The following is a 19667-nucleotide window of genomic DNA, read 5'->3' as shown; positions in this document are numbered from 1 at the left end:
GATTGGTTAGTTGGATAGTTGTTTAACTGTTTAAATTGGTGGTTTTCATTTGACACCAAACTCCAAACGCCAATCGCTATATCTCATCTTTTCGAAATGCTATTGCCACTAATTGCTCTCTGCCTATTACATTTAAAACGCAACATATCTGCATTGGCTTTAAAGGCATGTTTTACACCCACACCAGAAGAAACCCTTTTGCGCCATCTTTTAAAACCAGACGGACTGAGTTCGCTACGCATTAATTTTTCTACTTCACCCTGTGTAATACCAAACTGCAATTTTATGGCATCAAAAGTAGTCCGGTCTTCCCAAGCCATTTCAATAATGCGGTCTTTTTCTATTTCGGTAAAATATTTCATGTTTTAAAATAAGCACATATTTACGTTCAAATATAGCAGTAAGGCTTTGTGGAGATTGTAATTTATTTATCATTAAAATAGGTTACAAATAAAAAAGCCGCCTCTACATTATTTTGTAGAGACGGCTAAAGCTATTTAAAGTTTTTAATAAGCTCCTAAATAGAAACTACCAGATTGGTTTTTAAGTTTAGCACCTTTTGTTACTTGTTTAGTTTTGTAATTGATTACATATAAATTTCCATCAACTCCGTTTGGTGTCATTGGTACATATACATTATCGCCTGCAAAACCTATATTTTGAAACTGACCAAAGGTGCCTGTAATTGAAGTAACACCTGTTGCAGTATTTCCTGATCTTCCAGAATAACCGATATCTGTTTGGTTATCTGTAGTTAATTTGGTTGCTGTTTTTGCGTTTAAATCAATTAAAGCGATATAACCACCATTTACACCAGTTTCATTGTACAAAACAATACCAACACCGTCTTTTAGGTATCTCCAAGCTCTAATGGTAACTGCATTTGTTGTGTTTAATGCTGTTTTTAGGTCGAAGTTATAATTATCATATTCGTTTGTTGCACTGCTAATTCTTAAAATTTGCGAGCCAGAAGTAGCCGTTGCTTGATAAACATTACCATCTGTACCTACATATTGAGTCATGGTGCGGTAAGAGTTGTTGTTAATTTTACTGATGGTTGGATCTGCATAAATTAGTTTAGGATTAGTTAGTGAAGGATAATCAACCACCAATGTAGCTGTACCTAAATCTCTTGTTCCTGTGCTCCAAGTTTGGTTACCTGCGTTGTTAACTGTAGATTTTTTAGTTGGGTCTGTTCTAGTTAAATTACAACCAATGTAAATTTTGGTTTTTGCTTTATTTAAAATAGGCACATCAATACGACCAATTTGATAACCAGCTTTGGTTTGTTCAGCAGTAAATGGAATGGTAAATTCTGTTTGACGAGTAATTTTTGGATCATCTAAATTTAAAACTGCAATTTTGGCTGTGCTTTTTACATCTATAAAATCTGCACCAGCACCTACACCAGAAGCCTGAATTTCTGCCGATGCAAAAACGCCTACTCCAATACCTTCGGCAGCAACTACCCAACGAGGTGCAGTACCTAAAATTGGTTCAGTGTTCACTTCTTCGCGGGTATCAACAAAATTTTTATCGCCTTCTACTTTATATTTATTAAAAATGCCACCATCAGTACCTGTGTATTGTATGTTGTACAAGAAATTTCCATTAACCGAGCCTTGTACACGAGCAGTACGTTCAGACCTTAATCCATAACCATTCGTGAAAGCATTCACTTCAAAATTCGGATTACTCGCTTGTTCTAACGTAACGGCATAAGCCATTGTTCCCCCATCTCCGGCAACGCCATCTTTAGGGAAAGCGGCAGTTAATGTTAAATATTTTCTGCTCATGTTATCAGCCCCAGATAATTCAGGTTCTACCGCATCATTATTTTTTTTACAAGCGCTAAATAAACTCATGGTTACCATTGAACCGAAGATCACTTTTGTAAGTAAGCTAGTTTTCATATTGTTATTTTTTTAAATTATTAATAGTGAAGTTTAATTTGAAATAAAAGGCTCTGCCAGGTTTTTGCACGCCAAAATTGTCATACAACTCGGCATTTAAAATATTTTTACAATCTAAGCTGGCCACCAATTTCCCGCTAGGAAAACGGTAACTCGCTCCTAAATCATGAGCAAATTGCGTAGGTGTGGTAAACCATTCAGATTCAATCCAAATGGTACTAAAAGCGCCTACATAACCAGCATTGTAATAGGCATTTAATACCGAACGTTTTTGAAAAACATCATTAAAACGATACTGTACGTTGGCATTTACTGTAAAAAACGGTTCATTTGGCACTTGTCTGTTGTACAACGTATTCGGATTTCCTCTTTCATCCTGTTCTAATTTAAATAGGGTATTAAATTTAGAAAAGTTAAGCATTGCATTTAATCGGTTGTTGTAGATGTAATTGATCTCTGCCTCAAAACCTAAAGATTGCGTTTTGGCTAAGTTTACAAATTGCGTTACCTGAATATCTTCTACTTGATTTTCTCTACCTTCAATTACTGGATCTAGGCGAGTTTGCTGAATGATTTTATCGTATCCATTTCTCCAAAAACCGTTGGCATAAATGGCTACTTTGTGCAGTTCTGAACTCGAGAAACCATAACGAGCGCCCAAATTATAATTTACTGCCAATTCTGGCAAAATAGCTGGGTTAGCTAACAAATTATTTTCTGGCTCGCCATAAATATGCCTATCTGTGGGCATGATAAATGATTTCTCAGCCGAAAAAATTAAATATCCATTGTCAATTGCCTGATAAGATAATGTTCCTCCAAAACCTTTATTATCTCTTTTAACACTGTTGTTTTGATAAATTAAAACACCATTACTTTCGCCAACAGGTACTAGCTGATCGGTTTGGTAAATGGCATATTTACCGAAAATATTGGTTTTTAATTTCCCCTTTAATAAATCTGCCTCGTAATTCATGGCAAAAATATTGGTAGTTAAATCGTTTTGAGTTATCCATTTACTTCTTTCTGGAATGAGCAAATCCTGATCATTACGATTTGATTTTTCGAACTTGTGATTAAAAGAAAGTCTATGACTTGAAAAGATGTTATAAGATAGGTTTGAGCGAACATTTGTGATGGTTCTATCAATATTAGTCATTACAGCATCTCCCTGTTGGCCTTTTCCTGGTTCGTAACCATAAGTTTCTGGCGGACCATCTGCATTTTTCACCAATAATGTTCCATCCCAATTGTAGCGTAAACTAACGGTGTCTTGCAAATAAGTACTTCGCTTACTGTGAACAGCATTTACGTTTAAAGCTAAACCATCAATCAACAAATCTTTTTTTGCATAGTTTAAGCTAAACACATTCGCTTGGTATTCATTAAATCGGCCAAAATAAGGCTTCGTCATGGTTATCCCATGGGGGATTTCTTTGTATGAGTCTGAAACATTATAGCCGATAAAAAACTGATCTGCCCATTTCACATCTGTAAAGCCAACTTCGAAACGGCCACCAATGGTTTCAAACTTATCGTTAGGTCTAAGGGTGCGGTAATTTCTAACAATTCTTCCGCCAGGTAGCGTATATTTAGAAAACTTACCCCACATTTCGTAATTGTTATCCGAGTGACTGTAGAACCCTGAAATTCTTGTTGTAAATCCGTTTTTCTGATTGCGGTACAAAGCACCTACATCTGCACGATAAGTATTAAATGAACCATACGAAACTGCCGCATTGAGGTTGTTGGCAGATGCATCTTTTTTCATGATTACATTAATGGCACCACCAATGTAATTGCCACTTAAGTGCGATGGTAATACACCTTTGTAAACCTCAATGCGCTCAATCATAGCTGGAGGGATGTTGTTGAGGTTAAATGATGAGCCATAAGTAGAAATCTCAATGCCATCTAAAAACAAGCCAATGGTACTTCCACTCATGCCATTTAAGTTATATTCAATTGGTGAGCCTTCACCACCATTTTGCCTTACTCGCACACCAACTGCCCTATCTAACAACTCATTGGTAGTTAAATTTCTTAAAGAAGCTTCTTTAGTTTCGATAATTGAAACCGCAAAACCCGATGTTTCTATTTCTTTTTTAACTGTTTTTTGTACTATGGCAACTTCTTTTAAATTTTGATCATTTGCCGAAACCAGTTTAACCAGATGTTGCAACTCTGGTTTATTGAGCTGAATTTGAAAACTATAAGGTTTAAATTGGATTGAAGTTATTGTTAGCGCATAAGAGCCGTATGGTAAATCTTTAAATTCGAAACTTCCATTTTGGCTGGTAGACAAGCCTCTTTGCAAAGATTTAATTTGAACAGCAATTCCTTCTACTGGATTGCCATATTGATCGACAACTGTACCAAATATTTTTCCTGTTTGTGCATTTACTGTTATACCAAAGAAAAGAATTGCAACAAGGATTAAAAGGTATTTCATGTGTGTTTTGTAATATTTTAATATCTTCTTTAGAAATAGTCTAAATAATAATAACTTCGCTGCAAAGATATATACCACACATGACGCCTAAGGGAGAAGAACTAACGCAAAAGGGAGAAATTCCACTAATTTTTGAACTAAAAAGGAAGATTACGGCTAGTTTTTCCGCACAAGATGATATTTCATCAGCTCAAAATTCTTCAACAAAAATTCTTAAAATGATTTTTGTGTTAAAGGGTACTTTAACCATTTGTGGGTTGCATAGCAAAAAACCATTAGGAATTTTAACCGATCAGCAACATAATCTGATCATAAATAGTGAAGATCTTGTTTGGAAAACTGATCATAAAGACCATGAAATTTTCTGTTTAGACATTGACCTTTTCTTTTTAGAAAGATATTTACCAGTTGAACACCTAGGCTTATTAAACCTAAAGAAAGGTTTAGAAACAAATCAACTGGCCATGTTTTCACCTCAAAATCTACATATCAATCCAGAAATTGTTACTATACTTAATAACTTAAAAACTTCAAATCATACTGGTTTTTGTGAACGCTTGTTTTTAGAAGCAAAAGTTTTAGAATTGTTGATGTTTCAATCTTCGCAATTTGAGCATTTAAGTGAAAACGCTGAATTGAGACAGCTTAAAGAGGATGAAATGAACAGAATGTTAGCGGTAAAAGAAATATTGGTAAACCATATCGACAATCCATTTTCTTTACGTCATTTGGCGCACATGGTAGGCACTAACGAATTTAACCTTAAACGTAATTTTAAAATTGCTTTTGGCACCACGGTTTATGGTTACCTTAACCAGTATAAAATGGAAATGGCAAAAACCATGTTATTGGCCAAAAACATTACCATTGCCGAAATTGCCAATAAAATGGGCTACACCTACCCTACTCATTTTAGCAATGCTTTTAAAAAGTATTTTGGTTATTTACCTAATAAATTAAAATCTGGTAAGCTTTCGGTATTGATTTTTCGTGGATTGGAGAATTTTTAATACTTGTTTAAAGTTTAAGCAAACACCAATCGTCATTTCGAACGAGGTTCTTCACTGAGGAGAAATCTTTATCGTTTAGTTTAGGATAACTAAATATCAAAAATAAATACCTTTCTTAGCATTACGAGGCCCAGCCAAGCCACCATTGACGAACTGCTCTTCTTCCGCGTCATCCCCACGCAGGTGGGGATCTTAATGCGGTAGCAAAACTTTAAAAATCTCCTACCATAGATATTACGTTGCCCAGTCAAGCCACTATTGACGTTATTTTTTAAGTAACTGAAAATCAATTTTTATAAAAAGATATAAGCTCCTTGTTTTGTCATTCCCTGCCTGCCGGCAGGCAGGCGACTTCGGAGGAATCTCATAGTTGGAATACAAAATTCGAGATCCTTCGCTGCACTCTGGATGACAAAACGAGCTAAATTTATCGTCATATATATTAATTTTTATAAAATAAATTACCCATGAGTATGACGAACTGCTCCTCTTTCGCGTCATCCCCACGCAGGTGGGGATCTTAATGCAATAGCAAAAATTTAAAAAACCTATCATAGCATTACGATGCCCAGTCACGTGTCCCGAATTTACTTCGGGAAGCTGAGCATGATTTTTACGGATTAAACAACTGTAACCAAACACGTTATCTTATTCCTCGCCCTTCCCACTCCGATAAATCGGAATAAACTTTCCAGAGGCGGACAGGTATGATTTCGATTTTTGTACTTTCAGAAAAACCTCAATTATATTGATTTTAATAAAATAAATTATCGCTGAGCATGAAACAAAGCTAAAAGATCAATCCCTATCCTTAATTAAAATTCCTTTGTATTTGGGATATCTCTTCAATAGCTTTAAGCCTTCTTTTTTGCCCAATACCATAATCGATGTACTTAATGCATTGGCAAACTCTGCACTCGGACCAACAACTGTAACGCTAATTAATCCTATAGCTGGATAACCTGTTTTAGGGTTGATGATATGTGAATATCGAACACCATTAATTTCGGCAAATTTCTCATAACTACCTGAAGTGACAACGGCATGATCTTTCAATTTTATTTTTTTATAGATGCGGTTTCTTTTAAACGGATTGGTAATACCAACAACCCAAGGTTTGCCATTAAGCTGATTGCCCCAAGTCGCCATATCGCCAGAAGCATTTACAATTCCGCCAATTACACCTTTAGCCAGTAGCAATTCTTTACCACGATCGGCTGCATAACCCTTTCCAATAGAACCAAAACCAATTTTCATCCCTTTTTGAGCTAAAAAAATAGTGCAGTTCACACTATCTAAAATGATATTTTGATAACCAACATTTTTAATTGATTTTTTAATAGCTTCCTGATTTGGCAAAGTATCCATCGAGCCATCAAATTTCCAGATTTGATCTAACGCAGCAATGCTGATATCGAACGCACCATCCGTCATTTTAGCATAGTTGATTGCTCTTTTAGTTAAATCAAAAACTTCACGATCTACTTTAACAGCCTTAATACCTGCGTTTTGGTTAACTTTTGAAATCTGTGTTTCCGGTCTCCACTCAGAAATTAAATTTTCTATACGCTCTATTTCATTAATAACATCAGCAAAATTACTTTTTGCAGTTAAGTTATTTTTATCCACCACTGTGAAATTAAATACAGAACCCATTAAAGTTGTTTGCTTTTTTAAAATTACTTGGGCTGCACCTGGCTGAGAAGTAAACAGTACAACGACAAAAATGAAAAAGAAATATTTTGAAAGTAGTATTGTAGAAAAACTCATTAATAACAATCGCTAAGTAATTGTTTTTGATCTTTATATAAGCTCAATGGTATGTTGTTCATACTCATTGTTAATGTTTCTAAAACTTGCTCTACATCTTGTTGCATGGCAAGTGAACCACAAATCATAATCACACCACCATTAGCTAAAATATTTACAATTTTTGTAGCATCTTTTTTAATTAAATCCATCACATATTGCGAGTTTTCTTCTCGAGAATAGGCTATATCGAAACTATTCAATCTGCCTAAATTTATCTCCGCCGATGCGAAATCTTGATAGCTTTGCGTAAGTACGTTACGGTAACGAAAACCAGTATACAAATGAATTGGAATTTGTTTTTTGTTCTCTAAAATCATCCCTAAAAAGGGTGCAATACCCGTTCCATTAGCAATCATAACTATTGCTTTAACTTTTTTAGGCAAGTGAAAATTTGGGTTAAGCATTACTCTACCACTCAACGTATTGCCCTGCTCCAATTGATATAAAAAACTAGAGCCGAAGCCAGTAGTATATAATTTTACGATGAGTTGTATTTTTCCGTTCACTTGCGCAATTGAGTAAAATCTTTCTCTGTGATCTTCGGCCGGATAAATTGCCAATAAATCGCCCGATTTAAATTTCAATTTAGCTACAGGTTGTAGTATAATTTTAAACGTTGAATTATCATCGCTAACCAATGTTTTAGCAATTACTTTAAACTTTTTTAGATCAGGAATTTTCTCATTGTAAACTGCTGGGGCCGTTGCTAACGTAATTAACGATTTCTCGCTCCAATGCTTTACCCATTGCGTAAACTCTTCGGTGTCTTTATCATTAACAGTATGTATCGGTAAAAACTGTTTGGTCCAAGTTTGCTTATTTAATAATTCATCTAATTGAATAGCGAATGCACAATAATCTGGATAAGCTTTAGAGCCAAAACCAATAACAGAAAATTCTATTTGTTGCTGTTGAGGAAATTTTTGAAGTAAATTTTGAAATTGATTTGCATTAGTAGGTGCCGTACCCAAACCATAAGTTGAGGTAAAAATTAACAACTGTTTTGCATTAGGATAGACATTATATTGGTTGAGTTGAGCTATAAAAGAGCTTTTTCCGTCGGCCAATAATTGTTGGTGAATTTGGTTGGCAAAAAATAGCGTGCTTCCATTTTCTGAACCTACTAAAATCACAATTTCTGCCTGATCTGCTTTAAATTTGTTCTTAATTTTGGTGCGGGTTCTTTTGTAGGTAATTACAAAACCCGTGTAAATAAAAAATACAATATTTAAAGAGGCTAAACCTAATATAATTGCTAAAAGCACACTTGTTCTGCCGGTATGCCAATCTAAACTCAATTTTTCTAGCAGAGCTGAATAAGGATATTTAGTTTTGGCAACTATCTGACCATTAATTTGATTAACCGAAATTTCTTGATCTCTTAATTTTAAGATAAAAAACTCTTCGGGTTCATCTGCAATAAAAGGAAATTCTATTTTTTCTACTTCCGCCAGCTGAGTTATTTTAAAGATTGGAAATGCTGCTTCTTTAATTTTAGCAGCATCAACATTTACTTTCTGTTGCACCCTTTCTACTTTATTATTAGCAATCAAATTCATCCTTACCATAAAAAGATAAGTGCCAGTTAAAGCAATAATAAAAATTGGAATTAGAAATACCCTGCCGGTGATGACATGAAAATATTGCGCAAAAAAATCGCGGTTAATTTTGGCAAAAAAATGTTTGATCCCTTGCTGTCTTTTGATAATTAAAACCAACCCACTGATGGTGATTAATAGCAATAAAAAAGAAGCAATGCCGATGACAATTCTGCCTGTATCTTTTAAAAATAATGACCGATGCAAAGCGGTTGTCCATTGGATAAATTGGCTTTTGGTTTTTACTTGGCCTAATATTTCCCCATTGTTTGGATCGATGTAAGCTTTAACCGCCTCCCCATTCTGGTCAAAAGCATCAATACTTACAAACTGATTATGATCTACCGTAAGTTCGGTAATTTCTGGATAAACCTTTCGCAGCTCGGGCAAAACCTGCGAAAGATTTAAGTCATTAAAGTTTTCTACACGATAGGAAGGCACTTTTTCCTCCACTGCATCAAAAGCTAAAATAACTCCTGTTACAGCCAAAATAAGTACAAAAACTGAAGAAATTAAACCTAATGATAAATGAGAATACCTCCAGATAGATAAAGTCATCTTTGGTTTATTGCACTTTATTTAATTTAACCATTTTAATGTATCCTTTGCCTTTAGCCATTTCGGTAATGCCAACAGTGGTTAAAGGAATTTCTACATCGGTTATATGATATTTTTGCTCTTCTACCGCTGTTTCGAAACGCAAGGTATATCCCTTGTTCATTTTAGCGTTGTCAATTTCTAAAATTTTAATGGCTCTATCTCCACCTCCAATAGATGCACCTGTAACCGCACTTAATTTTTCTTTGGCTTTTGTTTGATATTTATACCAGTCTTTTAAAGTGTTATACCATTGTTTATCTGGCCCTAAAACCGCTAATGTTTTTTCGTAAGCACCCGCTTTGTTAACCAAAGACACCACAACATACGCTGCTTCACCTTCATAGCTAACCATCTGTATTAAACATTTGTATTTACTCGTTTGCGCATAAACATCAGCTTTGCTAAAACCTAAAACAACAAAAAGTAAGATTATAAATTTGATATTCAATTTCATGTGGGTTATTTTAAAAAGTCGACAGATACCTTATTTTTAGCCAAAAATTCGTTTTCTTTTGCTAAAGCATAAGCAGTTTCTTCAAACTCAGTTTTTAATTCCTTTTTAGCACCTAAAGCAATTAAAGTTTTTAAAATCGTATCATCCTTTGCAATTAAAGCCGCTTTATGTAAAGCTGTTGCTCCTTCGCTATCTTGCGCATTAATGTCTACTCCTAATTCTTTCGCCTTATTAATTAAGGTTAAATTTTCTTTTACTACAGCCAAATGAAATAAAGTACTTCCATTTTTTTGTGGTGTTGCAACATTTAAACCTGCAACTTTTAATACCGCCAGTTTAGCATCAAAATCATTGGCTTGTGTAGTTGCCGGTGCCCCTTGTGGTCTTCCAGCCGGTGCAGCATCTCTGTATCCATTAAACCAAAAATAGGCCAGGTTATTTTCATTTTTTGCAACCACCTTAACATCAGCGCCATTTTTTAAAAGTAAGGCAACAATTTCTGACGAACCTATAGCCACAGCTTGTGTTAAAGCACTTTCTCCTTTTTCGTTTACAGCATTTATATTTTTAGCTTTGGCTAAAAGTGTTTCTACCAATTGCGCATCTCTTCCACCAGCAGCAAGCATTAAAGCAGTATTACCTTCGTTATCAGCTTTTGCTACATCTACACCTTTTTCTAAAAAGTAATTGATTACCTCAGCATTTGGGCGGCGAACAACGGCATGTAAAAGCGTAGTTCCTTCCGGACTGATTACCTTTGGATCTAACTTTAAAGTTTCTACTAAATATTGAAAAGTGGCAATACCATTGCTTCCTTGTCTTGAACCTTGAGTTGCAAAAAATAAGGCCTGATTGGTTGGTTTTACACCTTTAGCTATCAATTTTTCTATCAATTCTTTATTACCAAATCTAGCAGCATAATCTGTTACTGTTCTGCCAAATTCGTCTTTATCGTTAATTGATAATCCTTTAGCAGTAAAATATTCAGTTAAAGTTAAATCTTGATCTGCTGCAATAGCTAACATCATTAATGTTGCACCATTTTTTACTTTTATTTTTGGATCAACGCCTTTTTTAAAAAGTTCATCATAAATAGCAGTATTCTTATTGCCAGATGATGCCGTGTAAGCTATAACTAAATCTCCATGGCTATCTTGGTGGTTAACATCTGCTCCTTTTTCTATTAAATATTTTACAATTTCTAAATTTCCAGCTGATGCTGCCCATTGTAAATACGTTCTACTATTGTGTGTTTTTTTAAGTGGTCCATTGCCTTCTTGCTCAATTAAAAACTGAATTACATCGTTTGAAACCTTATTGTTTATTGCCATGGTAGCAACATCAAAAGAATTTGAGTTTGATTGCGAGGGACTATTACCCTTGGCAATTTCTGCCTTCACCGCAGCCAAATCTGGCTTGGTTTTCCAAAAATCGGCACTTAACATAGTGTTGTTTTGTGCATTTGCATAAAGACCGGTTAATACCAGTGCAACAAGAAGGATCTTTTTCATCTTTATTTAAACTAATTCTAAATTGATGCGAAGATATAAAAATCTATCCGTTTACAAAAAATAGAGAAGAAAATTTGTTGTATCAAAATCGATATGACTAAAAAATTATATGTTTTTAAATTTTAATGTCTTTTCTTAATAGGCTGATAGCTACATAGGGTATAATTTTATGCATCAAAATCGTATCATTGCCATATCAAAACTTTATGTTAAAAGCCAAAGTAATCCTCCCTATTATTGTAATTGCGCAATTTTTTTGCACATCGATTTGGTTTGCAGGTAATGCAGTTATTACAACTATTCTTCCTCATGCAAATTCAACTAGCATCAGTAACGTATTATCGGCTGTGCAGTTTGGATTTATAACGGGCACGCTAATTTTCGCCTTTCTTTCGCTAAGTGATCGCTTTTCTCCATCAAAGATATTTTTTACAAGCGCTATTATTGCAGCAATTTTTAATATTGGAGTAGTTTATGCCAAAGGCGATTTAACAACCATACTTCTATTGAGGTTTGCATCAGGTTTTTTCTTAGCTGGCATTTATCCTATCGGGATGAAAATTGTTGCAGATTATTATAAAGATGGCTTAGGTAGTGCATTAGGATATTTAGTGGGTGCATTGGTGTTGGGCACTGCCCTCCCTCATTTATTAAAAGGTATTTCATTTAACCTCTCCTATCAATCTATTTTACAAATTACTTCTGCTTTGGCTCTAACAGGTGGAGTTTTGGTTGGCTTTTTAGTACCTAACGGACCATTTCGAGTTAAAAGTAATTTTGATGCATCAGCTTTGCTAAAAATTTTTAAACATGCAGAATTTAAGGCTGTTGCCATAGGTTATTTTGGGCATTGCTGGGAGTTATATGCGTTTTGGGCTTTTGTACCACAACTACTACTTCAGTACAACCGTATAAATGCAACCGTAGCTATAAACTCATCTTTAATGGCTTTTATAATCATCGCCTCTGGCAGTTTAGCTTGCATAATTAGCGGCTATTTTTCTAAAAAAATTGGCGTAAAAAGGTTAGCAACAATCATTTTATTGCTTTCATGTTTATGTTGTTTATTGTCCCCTCTGCTCTTTTACATTGCTTCAATTTGGCTAGTATTTGTTATTTTAGTTGTTTGGGGAATGCTTGTTGTTGCAGACTCTCCGCTGTTTTCGACACTTATGGCTCAGCATGCTCCAGTTGCTTTAAAAGGAACCGCATTAACCATTGCAAATTGTATCGGCTTTTCTGTTACCATCATCAGCATTCAATGTATTGGATTGTTAATTGAGCATATCAATCCATCTTTTGCTTATGTATTTTTAGCTTTTGGCCCTATTGTAGGCTTAATATCTTTAGCAAAAAAGAGACAAATTGAATAATAAGGATTAAAAAAAATATCAATTTCAAACAATTGACAGGCTACTGCGTTATAGGCAAATCCAATTTATATTTTAACGCAATTGAACGCTAACACATCACCTACTTCGGGCAAAGGTTTTAATGCCTTAAAAACCCTCATCATTTTAGGATTAGGTCTACTATTTTTAGCTGGGAGCTATTTTGGTTACCAATTGAACCAACTTTCTGAACGCCAACAAAAATTAAAAGAAGATTATGCAGCCATGAATAACATCATGTTGGGCTTATTTTCTATTGAGCAATGGCATGATAAAATTGAACGCATCATCAATTATCAAAGTAATAATTTAGACATTACTCCAGCACAAAAAAAAGCATTACAAAAAGAAATTGAACAGGTAATTTTAGCTTTAATTAACCGTGCCGAAGCGTTAGTTACCAAACCAGAGAAAAAATCGGTAAGGGGTAAACTGGTAAAATTTGCCGTTAAAAACTTTGTGGAGATTGACAGCTTCAAAAAACAGGTTCCCAGTTTAGCTAAATCTATGATGGATAAGGTGGATAACCCTCAAACTAAAAAGCAGCTTAGCAAAATAGGCTTAAAAAAGTTAGAGGAAATGGAAGATACCGAATTTATTGACAGTACTTTAAAAGCTAATGCAAGTAAAGTTGCCAAAGTTTATCGAGTTTATAAAGTCGATAACAGAGCTGCATTTAACCAAAAAATTAAAAGAGAACTAAAATCTATAGAAAGCCTAACCTACACCTACAGCATCGCAATACTTTGCGGCATTATAGTGATATTACTTTGTTGGTGGACCTTTAGAAAACGTAAAGATTTGCATGCAAGTTTGTTTATCATGTCGCTACTGTTTGCTTTTATGTTGTTAGGTGTTGGTTTAACTGCATCGATGATTGAAGTTGATGCTCGAATTAACACGCTAGAATTTACTTTATTAGGCCAACCAATTCAATTTAATGATCAAGTATTATTTTTTCAGAGTAAAAGTATTTTAGATGTGGTAGTTGTTTTAATGGGAGGATCAGGTTGGGATTCTATTGCCGTTGGAGTATTAATTTTAGTATTTAGTATTTTATTTCCGGTAATGAAATTAAGCTCAACTGGTATTCATTTATTAGGCAAAAAAAGCTTGGCAGAAAACAAAGTGATCAAATATTTCGCTTTTCAATCTGGCAAATGGAGCATGGCTGATGTGGTGGTTATTGCAATTTTAATGGCTTACATTGGTTTGAATGGTTTGTTAGAAGATCAATTGAAAAAGCTTGATATCCCTGCTGATACGCTTACGCTAATCTCTACACACAATACTGCTTTGCAACCTGGCTACATTATTTTTATCGCTTTTGTACTTTTCGGATTGGTACTATCTACCATTTTAAAGTTCATCACACCGCATGATTCGCATTAAAAATTAACAGAATTAAAGAAATTTCTATCAAATATACACTAACGTGGAAACCAATCAGCAGCCATCTCCTAATCCAAAACCTAAATATGCTAGTCTGGCAAATATTTTACTCCTATTGGGGCTGGGTATTTTGTTAGTGGTACAAGGCTATTTTGGATACCGTTTACATGAGCAATCTAAAAAACAACAACAGTTAAAAGAGGATTATGCCATGTTTAACAACATCAGTTTCGGCCTTTTTTCTGTTGATTTATGGAGCGATAAAATTTCAGCGGTTGTATCTGGCAAAATTAAAGGATTTGAGGTTACTGCCGAGCAAAAACTAGCCATCAGAAAACAAGTAGAAGCCCAGATGCACACCATGGTTAACCAAGTGGTGAGCCAGTTTAACAAAAAACAAAAAGGTATAGGCAATAAGCTTAAAAAATTTGCTTTTAAGCAGTTTGTTGATCCTAAAGAATTACATGCAGAAGTGCCAGGATTTGCAAAAACTATTGTGAATAGGCTTTTAAGTAAAAAAGCAACTAATCAACTTAAAAACATTGCTAATACAAAATTTGAGGAGTTAGCAGATCAAACTTATGACAGTACTGGTATTGCTATTGCAAAGCTGACTAAACACATGTATGGCAAATACAAGGTGAATAATCCCATTGCATTAAACCAACAAATTGAGCATAAAGTAGAAGATATAAGAAAGGTTAATTATAATTATGCCTACGCATTATTGTGTACATTGTTAATTGTTGTTGTAATTTGGGCTAGTTTAAGGAAGAAAAAACACCTGCAAACTAGTTTGTTTATCATGTCGCTGCTTTTTGCATTGTTGTTATTATTTGTTGGCGTAACGATACCTATTATTGAGGTTGATGCTAGATTAAGTTCCCTCAACTTTTTAATGATGGGCGAAAAGGTTGCCTTTGATAATCAGGTATTATTTTACCAAAGTAAAAGCATATTGGATATTGCAATCGTTCTCTTACAACAACCAAAGCCAGATTCAATTACTGTAGGTGTGATCATCATCTTATTTGTGATAATTTTACCCATACTCAGAATTACATCAAGAGGCATCCATTTATTATGCAAGCCATTAATTGCAGAAAATAAAGTAACCAGATATTTAGCTTTCGAATCTGGGAAGTGGGATATGGCGGATGTTATGGTAGTTGGAATTTTAATGACCTATATTGGATTAAATGGTATACTTAAAAGTCAACTCACGGATTTAAATATTAAGAATGAATTTTTAACCACTTCTACCGTAAATTATACTTCCTTACAACCTGGATATATCTTATTTGTTGGTTATGTGGTATTTGCCATTATGCTTTCTTACATGCTTAAACGCTTAACTTGTAGCACAAAGTAATTAAAGAAGCCACTTTATTTCATGTTATGCTCAGAAACCAACTCACCAAGCTGTTGTACAAAATCAGCATCTAAATCATCCATGGTTTTCCAAACTGTACCATCTTCTTCAACTTCTGGATAAATAACCCCTATTTTTTCTTCTCCATCAAAAATTCTGAAAGTACCATTTTCTTGCGGCTCTATTAAAAATGTTTGTTCTAATAATTGAATGCTAAATTTTTCCATACTGCCTTAACATTGGTTTTTAATAATTGTTTAAAAACAAATTTGTATTAACTAATCTCAACACACTTAACAAGTGTGTTGAGATTAGCATAAACATTGCCCATGGTATTATTAAAATACACATATACTTGTTTTTTATTGGCAAGCCAATCATTAATATAGCTGGAGTACTCATCTAAAACCTCATCATCATAAGTGCCTTTGTAATTGCCATCTGGACCATGGAAACGCAAATAGACAAAATCCATCTCAATATCAATAAATGGACTTGCAGACTTAGCCTTGTCATGCAGTACCATGCCCATGTTAAACTCATTTAAAAGTTCAAAAACTTCACCACAATAAAGCGAAGGATGACGAAATTCGAAAGCAATTTTCCAGCAATTATTAAGATTATTAACTTTCAAAACCATCATAAGTAAACGGATTTGTGCAAAATAATTAATGTTTATACTAGGAGGAAGTTGAACCAATACACATCCTTTTTTATTTCTAACATGATCAATTACCTTAAAAAATTGGCTTACTAAATCTTCATCAAATATTAAACCTTTTTGATGGGTAATTGCTTTAAAAAGTTTAAAAGTAAATTTAAAATCCTCTGGCACAGCTAAAGCCCATTTTGCAATGGTAATTGCCTGTGGTATTTTATAAAATGAACTATTAATCTCGATAGAATTTACTAGAGAGGAATAGTAACTAAGCCTACTTTTATCTTGAAATTTTTGGGGATAATAAGTTTTATTTGGAACAGGTAATAATAAGCCACTAGTACCCGCATAAAAATTATTTTTATTAATTGACATAGAATTTAAACAGCAATTAATAATTTTTGTTGCAAAAGAATTTGTATGAAATATTAAACATTCGAGACTTGAGAATGTTCATTAGGCACATTAACCTTACAAAATATGAATAACCTATTCGGACAAACATTTAACGACACTTTAAAAGACATTAATCTTAAACCAGCTAACTCCATAAACCTTGATGGTGGAGAAAGAACAATTTCTTTTTTAGCAGGGAGTTACTTACTTTATAAATCGCTCAAAAACATTACAAAACATCCTTTATTGGGCTTGCAAGGTGCAGCAGCTGGTGGTTTGTTAATCTATCGAGGTGCAAGCGGTGTGTGCCCATTATATCAACGTTTAGGAATAGACACTACAGATCCAGAGGCTATCCACATTTCAGAAACAATTACAGTTAACGCTCCAAGAGAAAAAGTATTTGCCTTTTGGCGAGAGCTTTCTAATTTACCAAAGTTTATGGCACACCTAAAAACGGTAACAGAAACAAGTGATACCACATCACATTGGATTGCAAATACACCAGGTAATTTAATCCCTTTAAGCTGGAACGCTGAAATTACTCACGAAGATGAAAACAAATATATTGGTTGGCAATCTACCACTGGATCGATGATTGAAAATGCAGGCAAAGTTGAGTTTATAGATACTTTGAATACGATTGGTACTCAGCTACATATCGAAATTAATTATTTCCCTCCAGCAGGCAGTGTAGGTAAAGGAATTGCCACTATTTTTAATGGATTATTTGAAAAAATGATAAGGGAAGACATACAAAGTTTTAAAAATTATGCAGAACATGCAGATTTTATGAATTATGCTGGTTTACAAATAGATAATTAATTTGTTTAACCGAAAAGGCTAAAAAAAATACAAGACTTTAAAAAAAATTAAAATGGAAAACACTCAAACAAGCGCATTAGAAAGCTTAAAAAGTAGCGAATATAAAATTGATGAAAATGAAGCTAATATTTTAGGTTGGGAAGTGAAAAATGAAGCCTCGTTGCAAATTGGAATAGTAGATGATTTGTTATTTGATTCGCTTACAAAAGATATCAGATATTTGATTATAACTTTAACTGCAACGAATTTAGAAGCTAAAAAAGTGATGATCCCGATAGGCATAGCTCAATTGCATGAAACCGAACCAGAGGTGATTTTACCTAATATTCATATTGATCAATTTAATGCTTTACCAAGTTTTGATGAAAATTTACCAAGCAATGATACAGAACAATTGGTTAGGCAAATTATTGGCAGTCCGGCAGCATTAAGAATTGAAGAAACAATTGCTGAATTAGATCAGCAAAATTTTTACAATCACCATCATTTTAATCCAACTAGTTTTTATCAAAACAGAAACTTATCTTCCAAATCATTTACAGATAGAGGCGCTCAAAAAGAGACCATTCACGAGTTGATTGAAAATTCAAAACAAAATGATTTGCATGCCGCTGATGACCATACCGGAGAAAATTCACATCACAATGAAGGAAAACATATCGATCTTAAAGAGCAGAAAAGAGAGATTTAATAGCAGATGGATAATTTAGCCGTTAGTGAAAAAATTGTTGCTGTAGTTAATTGGATGATTTTATTAGAACGTAAATGTGCCAAAACTTTTGATAAGTTAGCTCAGGCAGCATTTACTCCACAATTGGCAAAAGCGTTGCATCCAGAGCAAACTTATATTCAAAACCATTATCAGAGATTAAAGTTAATTACCAAGTTATTACCAAAAGGTAAAGCGCTAATATCATCTGCAATAGCAATTAACCCTATTAAACTTTCAAAAAAAAAATCTACTGAACAAGATGTAGAAATTATTTTCATAGCCAATCAGTTTTTGGCTATGAAAAATAATCAATATGAACTCCTCATTAATTTATTTAAGTTGTTGGCAGAAGATGAAGCAACTACCTTATTGCGCCAAACCATTACTGATAATGAAAACACACAAATTTGGATCAATAGGACATTAATTCAATTGGCAGAAAATTAAAACATTGTCCAATTTCTTATCTTTAAACCTTCAATATTTAATGATTGAAATGGTTACCAGTAACTTAATTTTTAACTGTTTTACCAAACATCTTTTTAACAACTGTCATTAATAATACAGCAATTAAGCCCGCTAAAACACCTAAACCAAATTCAGTAACCATTGCTGGTATGGTTGGAAAAAGTCCGTGTAAAAATCCAACATTATGTGCAAATATACCTCCAGCTACTAAAATGAGAGCAATTGTACCTACAACAGCAAGTATTTTAATTATTATTGGAAGTGCTTTTACCAATAAAACTCCAAGCGTATTTACTACACCCTTTTCGCCAGATTTTTTAATCAATTTGTAGCCCAAATCATCCATCCTTACTATCAAAGCTACAATTCCATATACCCCAACGGTGGCCACAATTGCAACAACAGATACCGAAAGTATTTGTACAGACATGCTACTTTGTGCGGCTGAGCCTAATGCTATGATCACAATTTCAACAGAGAGAATAAAATCAGTTAAAATGGCCGATTTTATCTTTGCTTTTTCTGCCTGTGGGTCATCCTGGATTATTTGAGTTGCAGGTTTGGCAGTTTCTTTTTTTCGATGAAATAAAAATTCTACAATCTTTTCCATCCCCTCATAAGCCAAATACAAACCACCTATTACTAAAATAACCTTAATAGAAATGGGCCAAAATATATTTAATCCGATGGCAATTGGTACAATAATCAATTTATTGATAAAAGAACCCTTTGTTATTGCCCATAAAACAGGGATTTCTCGCGAAGATAGAAATCCAGTAGCTTTTTCGGCATTAACGGCCAAATCATCACCTAATATACCGGCTGTTTTTTTGGTAGCTACCTTGGCCGCCATGGCCACATCATCCATTAGTAAAGCAATATCATCGAGAACAGCAAAAATACCAGAAGCCATATAAAATCATTTTGCGCAAAATAACAAATTGCATGCCACTACACAAATTAAGATTAGGCTTAACTTAATTAAGATTTAAAAATTAAGCTGACCAAACTACTTTAAAAAACGGAAAACAGTTTTGTAAGATAACATAGCTAATTAATCATCCTTAAATAAAATGATTAAAACACAATTTAAGCCAAAGGAA

General features: G+C 34.0%; 17 protein-coding genes. 7 read left to right on the top strand and 10 right to left on the bottom strand.

Annotation, left to right across the window (positions count from 1 at the left end):
* Positions 1 to 83 precede the first annotated feature (83 nt).
* From FA045_RS09430 to FA045_RS09420, 3 genes are all read right to left on the bottom strand, one after another.
* Complete coding sequence (locus FA045_RS09430) at positions 84 to 362, bottom strand: TIGR03643 family protein (protein ID WP_136876813.1); 279 nt, start codon at positions 360 to 362, stop codon at positions 84 to 86.
* A 144-nt stretch (positions 363 to 506) separates the two neighbouring features.
* Positions 507 to 1913 (bottom strand): hypothetical protein, encoded by a 1407-nt coding sequence (locus tag FA045_RS09425; protein ID WP_136876812.1) that lies wholly within the window; start codon positions 1911 to 1913, stop codon positions 507 to 509.
* Positions 1914 to 1917: 4 nt separating this feature from the next.
* Complete coding sequence (locus FA045_RS09420) at positions 1918 to 4365, bottom strand: TonB-dependent receptor (RefSeq protein ID WP_136876811.1); 2448 nt, start codon at positions 4363 to 4365, stop codon at positions 1918 to 1920.
* Positions 4366 to 4445: 80 nt separating this feature from the next.
* Here FA045_RS09420 and FA045_RS09415 point away from each other — a divergent pair, with 80 nt between their 5' ends.
* Entirely contained in the window at positions 4446 to 5375 is a 930-nt protein-coding gene (locus FA045_RS09415; protein WP_136876810.1) for a helix-turn-helix domain-containing protein, read from the top strand.
* Between the two features lie 798 nt (positions 5376 to 6173).
* Here FA045_RS09415 and FA045_RS09410 read toward each other — a convergent pair.
* From FA045_RS09410 to FA045_RS09395, 4 genes are read right to left on the bottom strand one after another with little or no spacing between them, the layout of a single operon-like run.
* Positions 6174 to 7145, bottom strand: coding sequence for an FAD:protein FMN transferase (locus FA045_RS09410; RefSeq protein ID WP_136876809.1), 972 nt, complete (start codon positions 7143 to 7145; stop codon positions 6174 to 6176).
* Complete coding sequence (locus FA045_RS09405; RefSeq protein WP_136876808.1) at positions 7145 to 9343, bottom strand: PepSY domain-containing protein; 2199 nt, start codon at positions 9341 to 9343, stop codon at positions 7145 to 7147. The genes FA045_RS09410 and FA045_RS09405 overlap by 1 nt, the downstream gene beginning before the upstream one ends.
* 7 nt (positions 9344 to 9350) lie before the next feature.
* A complete protein-coding gene (locus FA045_RS09400; RefSeq protein WP_136876807.1) occupies positions 9351 to 9839 on the bottom strand; it encodes a DUF2271 domain-containing protein in 489 nt (162 codons plus the stop codon).
* A 5-nt stretch (positions 9840 to 9844) separates the two neighbouring features.
* Positions 9845 to 11350 (bottom strand): ankyrin repeat domain-containing protein, encoded by a 1506-nt coding sequence (locus FA045_RS09395; protein ID WP_136876806.1) that lies wholly within the window; start codon positions 11348 to 11350, stop codon positions 9845 to 9847.
* Between the two features lie 206 nt (positions 11351 to 11556).
* Between FA045_RS09395 and FA045_RS09390 the strand changes: the two genes are divergently transcribed.
* The 3 genes from FA045_RS09390 (at position 11557) to FA045_RS09380 (ending at position 15505) form a co-directional block, all read left to right on the top strand.
* The gene (locus tag FA045_RS09390; RefSeq protein WP_136876805.1) at positions 11557 to 12723 is read left to right on the top strand and encodes an MFS transporter; all 1167 of its coding nucleotides are present in this window, start codon (positions 11557 to 11559) and stop codon (positions 12721 to 12723) included.
* An 81-nt stretch (positions 12724 to 12804) separates the two neighbouring features.
* Positions 12805 to 14133, top strand: a complete 1329-nt coding sequence (locus FA045_RS09385) for a paraquat-inducible protein A (protein ID WP_225871312.1) — start codon at positions 12805 to 12807, stop codon at positions 14131 to 14133.
* 43 nt (positions 14134 to 14176) lie between these two features.
* Positions 14177 to 15505, top strand: coding sequence for a paraquat-inducible protein A (locus FA045_RS09380; RefSeq protein WP_136876804.1), 1329 nt, complete (start codon positions 14177 to 14179; stop codon positions 15503 to 15505).
* 14 nt (positions 15506 to 15519) lie between these two features.
* Here the strand turns inward: FA045_RS09380 and FA045_RS09375 are convergent, their stop codons facing one another.
* Together FA045_RS09375 and FA045_RS09370 are read right to left on the bottom strand one after the other, a co-directional pair.
* Positions 15520 to 15732 (bottom strand): hypothetical protein, encoded by a 213-nt coding sequence (locus FA045_RS09375; RefSeq protein ID WP_136876803.1) that lies wholly within the window; start codon positions 15730 to 15732, stop codon positions 15520 to 15522.
* A 47-nt stretch (positions 15733 to 15779) separates the two neighbouring features.
* The gene (locus FA045_RS09370; RefSeq protein WP_136876802.1) at positions 15780 to 16538 is read right to left on the bottom strand and encodes a DUF72 domain-containing protein; all 759 of its coding nucleotides are present in this window, start codon (positions 16536 to 16538) and stop codon (positions 15780 to 15782) included.
* Positions 16539 to 16643: 105 nt separating this feature from the next.
* On the opposite strand from FA045_RS09370, the gene FA045_RS09365 reads away from it, so the two are divergent.
* Genes FA045_RS09365 through FA045_RS09355 form a run of 3 tightly spaced genes read left to right on the top strand, consistent with a single transcriptional unit; the run spans position 16644 to position 18543 of the window.
* Positions 16644 to 17384 carry an SRPBCC family protein gene (locus FA045_RS09365; RefSeq protein ID WP_136876801.1) on the top strand — a complete coding sequence of 247 codons (741 nt, stop codon included), beginning with the start codon at positions 16644 to 16646 and terminating at the stop codon, positions 17382 to 17384.
* Positions 17385 to 17436: 52 nt separating this feature from the next.
* Positions 17437 to 18075 (top strand): PRC-barrel domain-containing protein, encoded by a 639-nt coding sequence (locus tag FA045_RS09360; protein ID WP_136876800.1) that lies wholly within the window; start codon positions 17437 to 17439, stop codon positions 18073 to 18075.
* Between the two features lie 6 nt (positions 18076 to 18081).
* The gene (locus FA045_RS09355) at positions 18082 to 18543 is read left to right on the top strand and encodes a DUF892 family protein (protein WP_136876799.1); all 462 of its coding nucleotides are present in this window, start codon (positions 18082 to 18084) and stop codon (positions 18541 to 18543) included.
* Positions 18544 to 18607: 64 nt separating this feature from the next.
* Here FA045_RS09355 and FA045_RS09350 read toward each other — a convergent pair whose 3' ends face one another.
* A complete protein-coding gene (locus FA045_RS09350; protein ID WP_136876798.1) occupies positions 18608 to 19477 on the bottom strand; it encodes a DUF808 family protein in 870 nt (289 codons plus the stop codon).
* Positions 19478 to 19667 lie beyond the last annotated feature (190 nt).

This window comes from Pedobacter cryotolerans (assembly GCF_005116475.1).
GTDB classification, from domain to species: domain Bacteria; phylum Bacteroidota; class Bacteroidia; order Sphingobacteriales; family Sphingobacteriaceae; genus Pedobacter; species Pedobacter cryotolerans.
This window is presented reverse-complemented; position numbering and strand designations above follow the sequence as displayed.

Excerpts from the sequence above, each read along its gene's own strand:
- FA045_RS09430 (WP_136876813.1), bottom strand. The coding sequence starts at position 362 with ATGAAATATTTTACCGAAATAGAAAAAGACCGCATTATTGAAATGGCT.
- FA045_RS09425 (WP_136876812.1), bottom strand. The coding sequence starts at position 1,913 with ATGAAAACTAGCTTACTTACAAAAGTGATCTTCGGTTCAATGGTAACC.
- FA045_RS09420 (WP_136876811.1), bottom strand. The coding sequence starts at position 4,365 with ATGAAATACCTTTTAATCCTTGTTGCAATTCTTTTCTTTGGTATAACA.
- FA045_RS09415 (WP_136876810.1), top strand. The coding sequence starts at position 4,446 with ATGACGCCTAAGGGAGAAGAACTAACGCAAAAGGGAGAAATTCCACTA.
- FA045_RS09410 (WP_136876809.1), bottom strand. The coding sequence starts at position 7,145 with ATGAGTTTTTCTACAATACTACTTTCAAAATATTTCTTTTTCATTTTT.
- FA045_RS09405 (WP_136876808.1), bottom strand. The coding sequence starts at position 9,343 with ATGACTTTATCTATCTGGAGGTATTCTCATTTATCATTAGGTTTAATT.
- FA045_RS09400 (WP_136876807.1), bottom strand. The coding sequence starts at position 9,839 with ATGAAATTGAATATCAAATTTATAATCTTACTTTTTGTTGTTTTAGGT.
- FA045_RS09395 (WP_136876806.1), bottom strand. The coding sequence starts at position 11,350 with ATGAAAAAGATCCTTCTTGTTGCACTGGTATTAACCGGTCTTTATGCA.
- FA045_RS09390 (WP_136876805.1), top strand. The coding sequence starts at position 11,557 with ATGTTAAAAGCCAAAGTAATCCTCCCTATTATTGTAATTGCGCAATTT.
- FA045_RS09375 (WP_136876803.1), bottom strand. The coding sequence starts at position 15,732 with ATGGAAAAATTTAGCATTCAATTATTAGAACAAACATTTTTAATAGAG.
- FA045_RS09370 (WP_136876802.1), bottom strand. The coding sequence starts at position 16,538 with ATGTCAATTAATAAAAATAATTTTTATGCGGGTACTAGTGGCTTATTA.
- FA045_RS09365 (WP_136876801.1), top strand. The coding sequence starts at position 16,644 with ATGAATAACCTATTCGGACAAACATTTAACGACACTTTAAAAGACATT.
- FA045_RS09360 (WP_136876800.1), top strand. The coding sequence starts at position 17,437 with ATGGAAAACACTCAAACAAGCGCATTAGAAAGCTTAAAAAGTAGCGAA.
- FA045_RS09355 (WP_136876799.1), top strand. The coding sequence starts at position 18,082 with ATGGATAATTTAGCCGTTAGTGAAAAAATTGTTGCTGTAGTTAATTGG.
- FA045_RS09350 (WP_136876798.1), bottom strand. The coding sequence starts at position 19,477 with ATGGCTTCTGGTATTTTTGCTGTTCTCGATGATATTGCTTTACTAATG.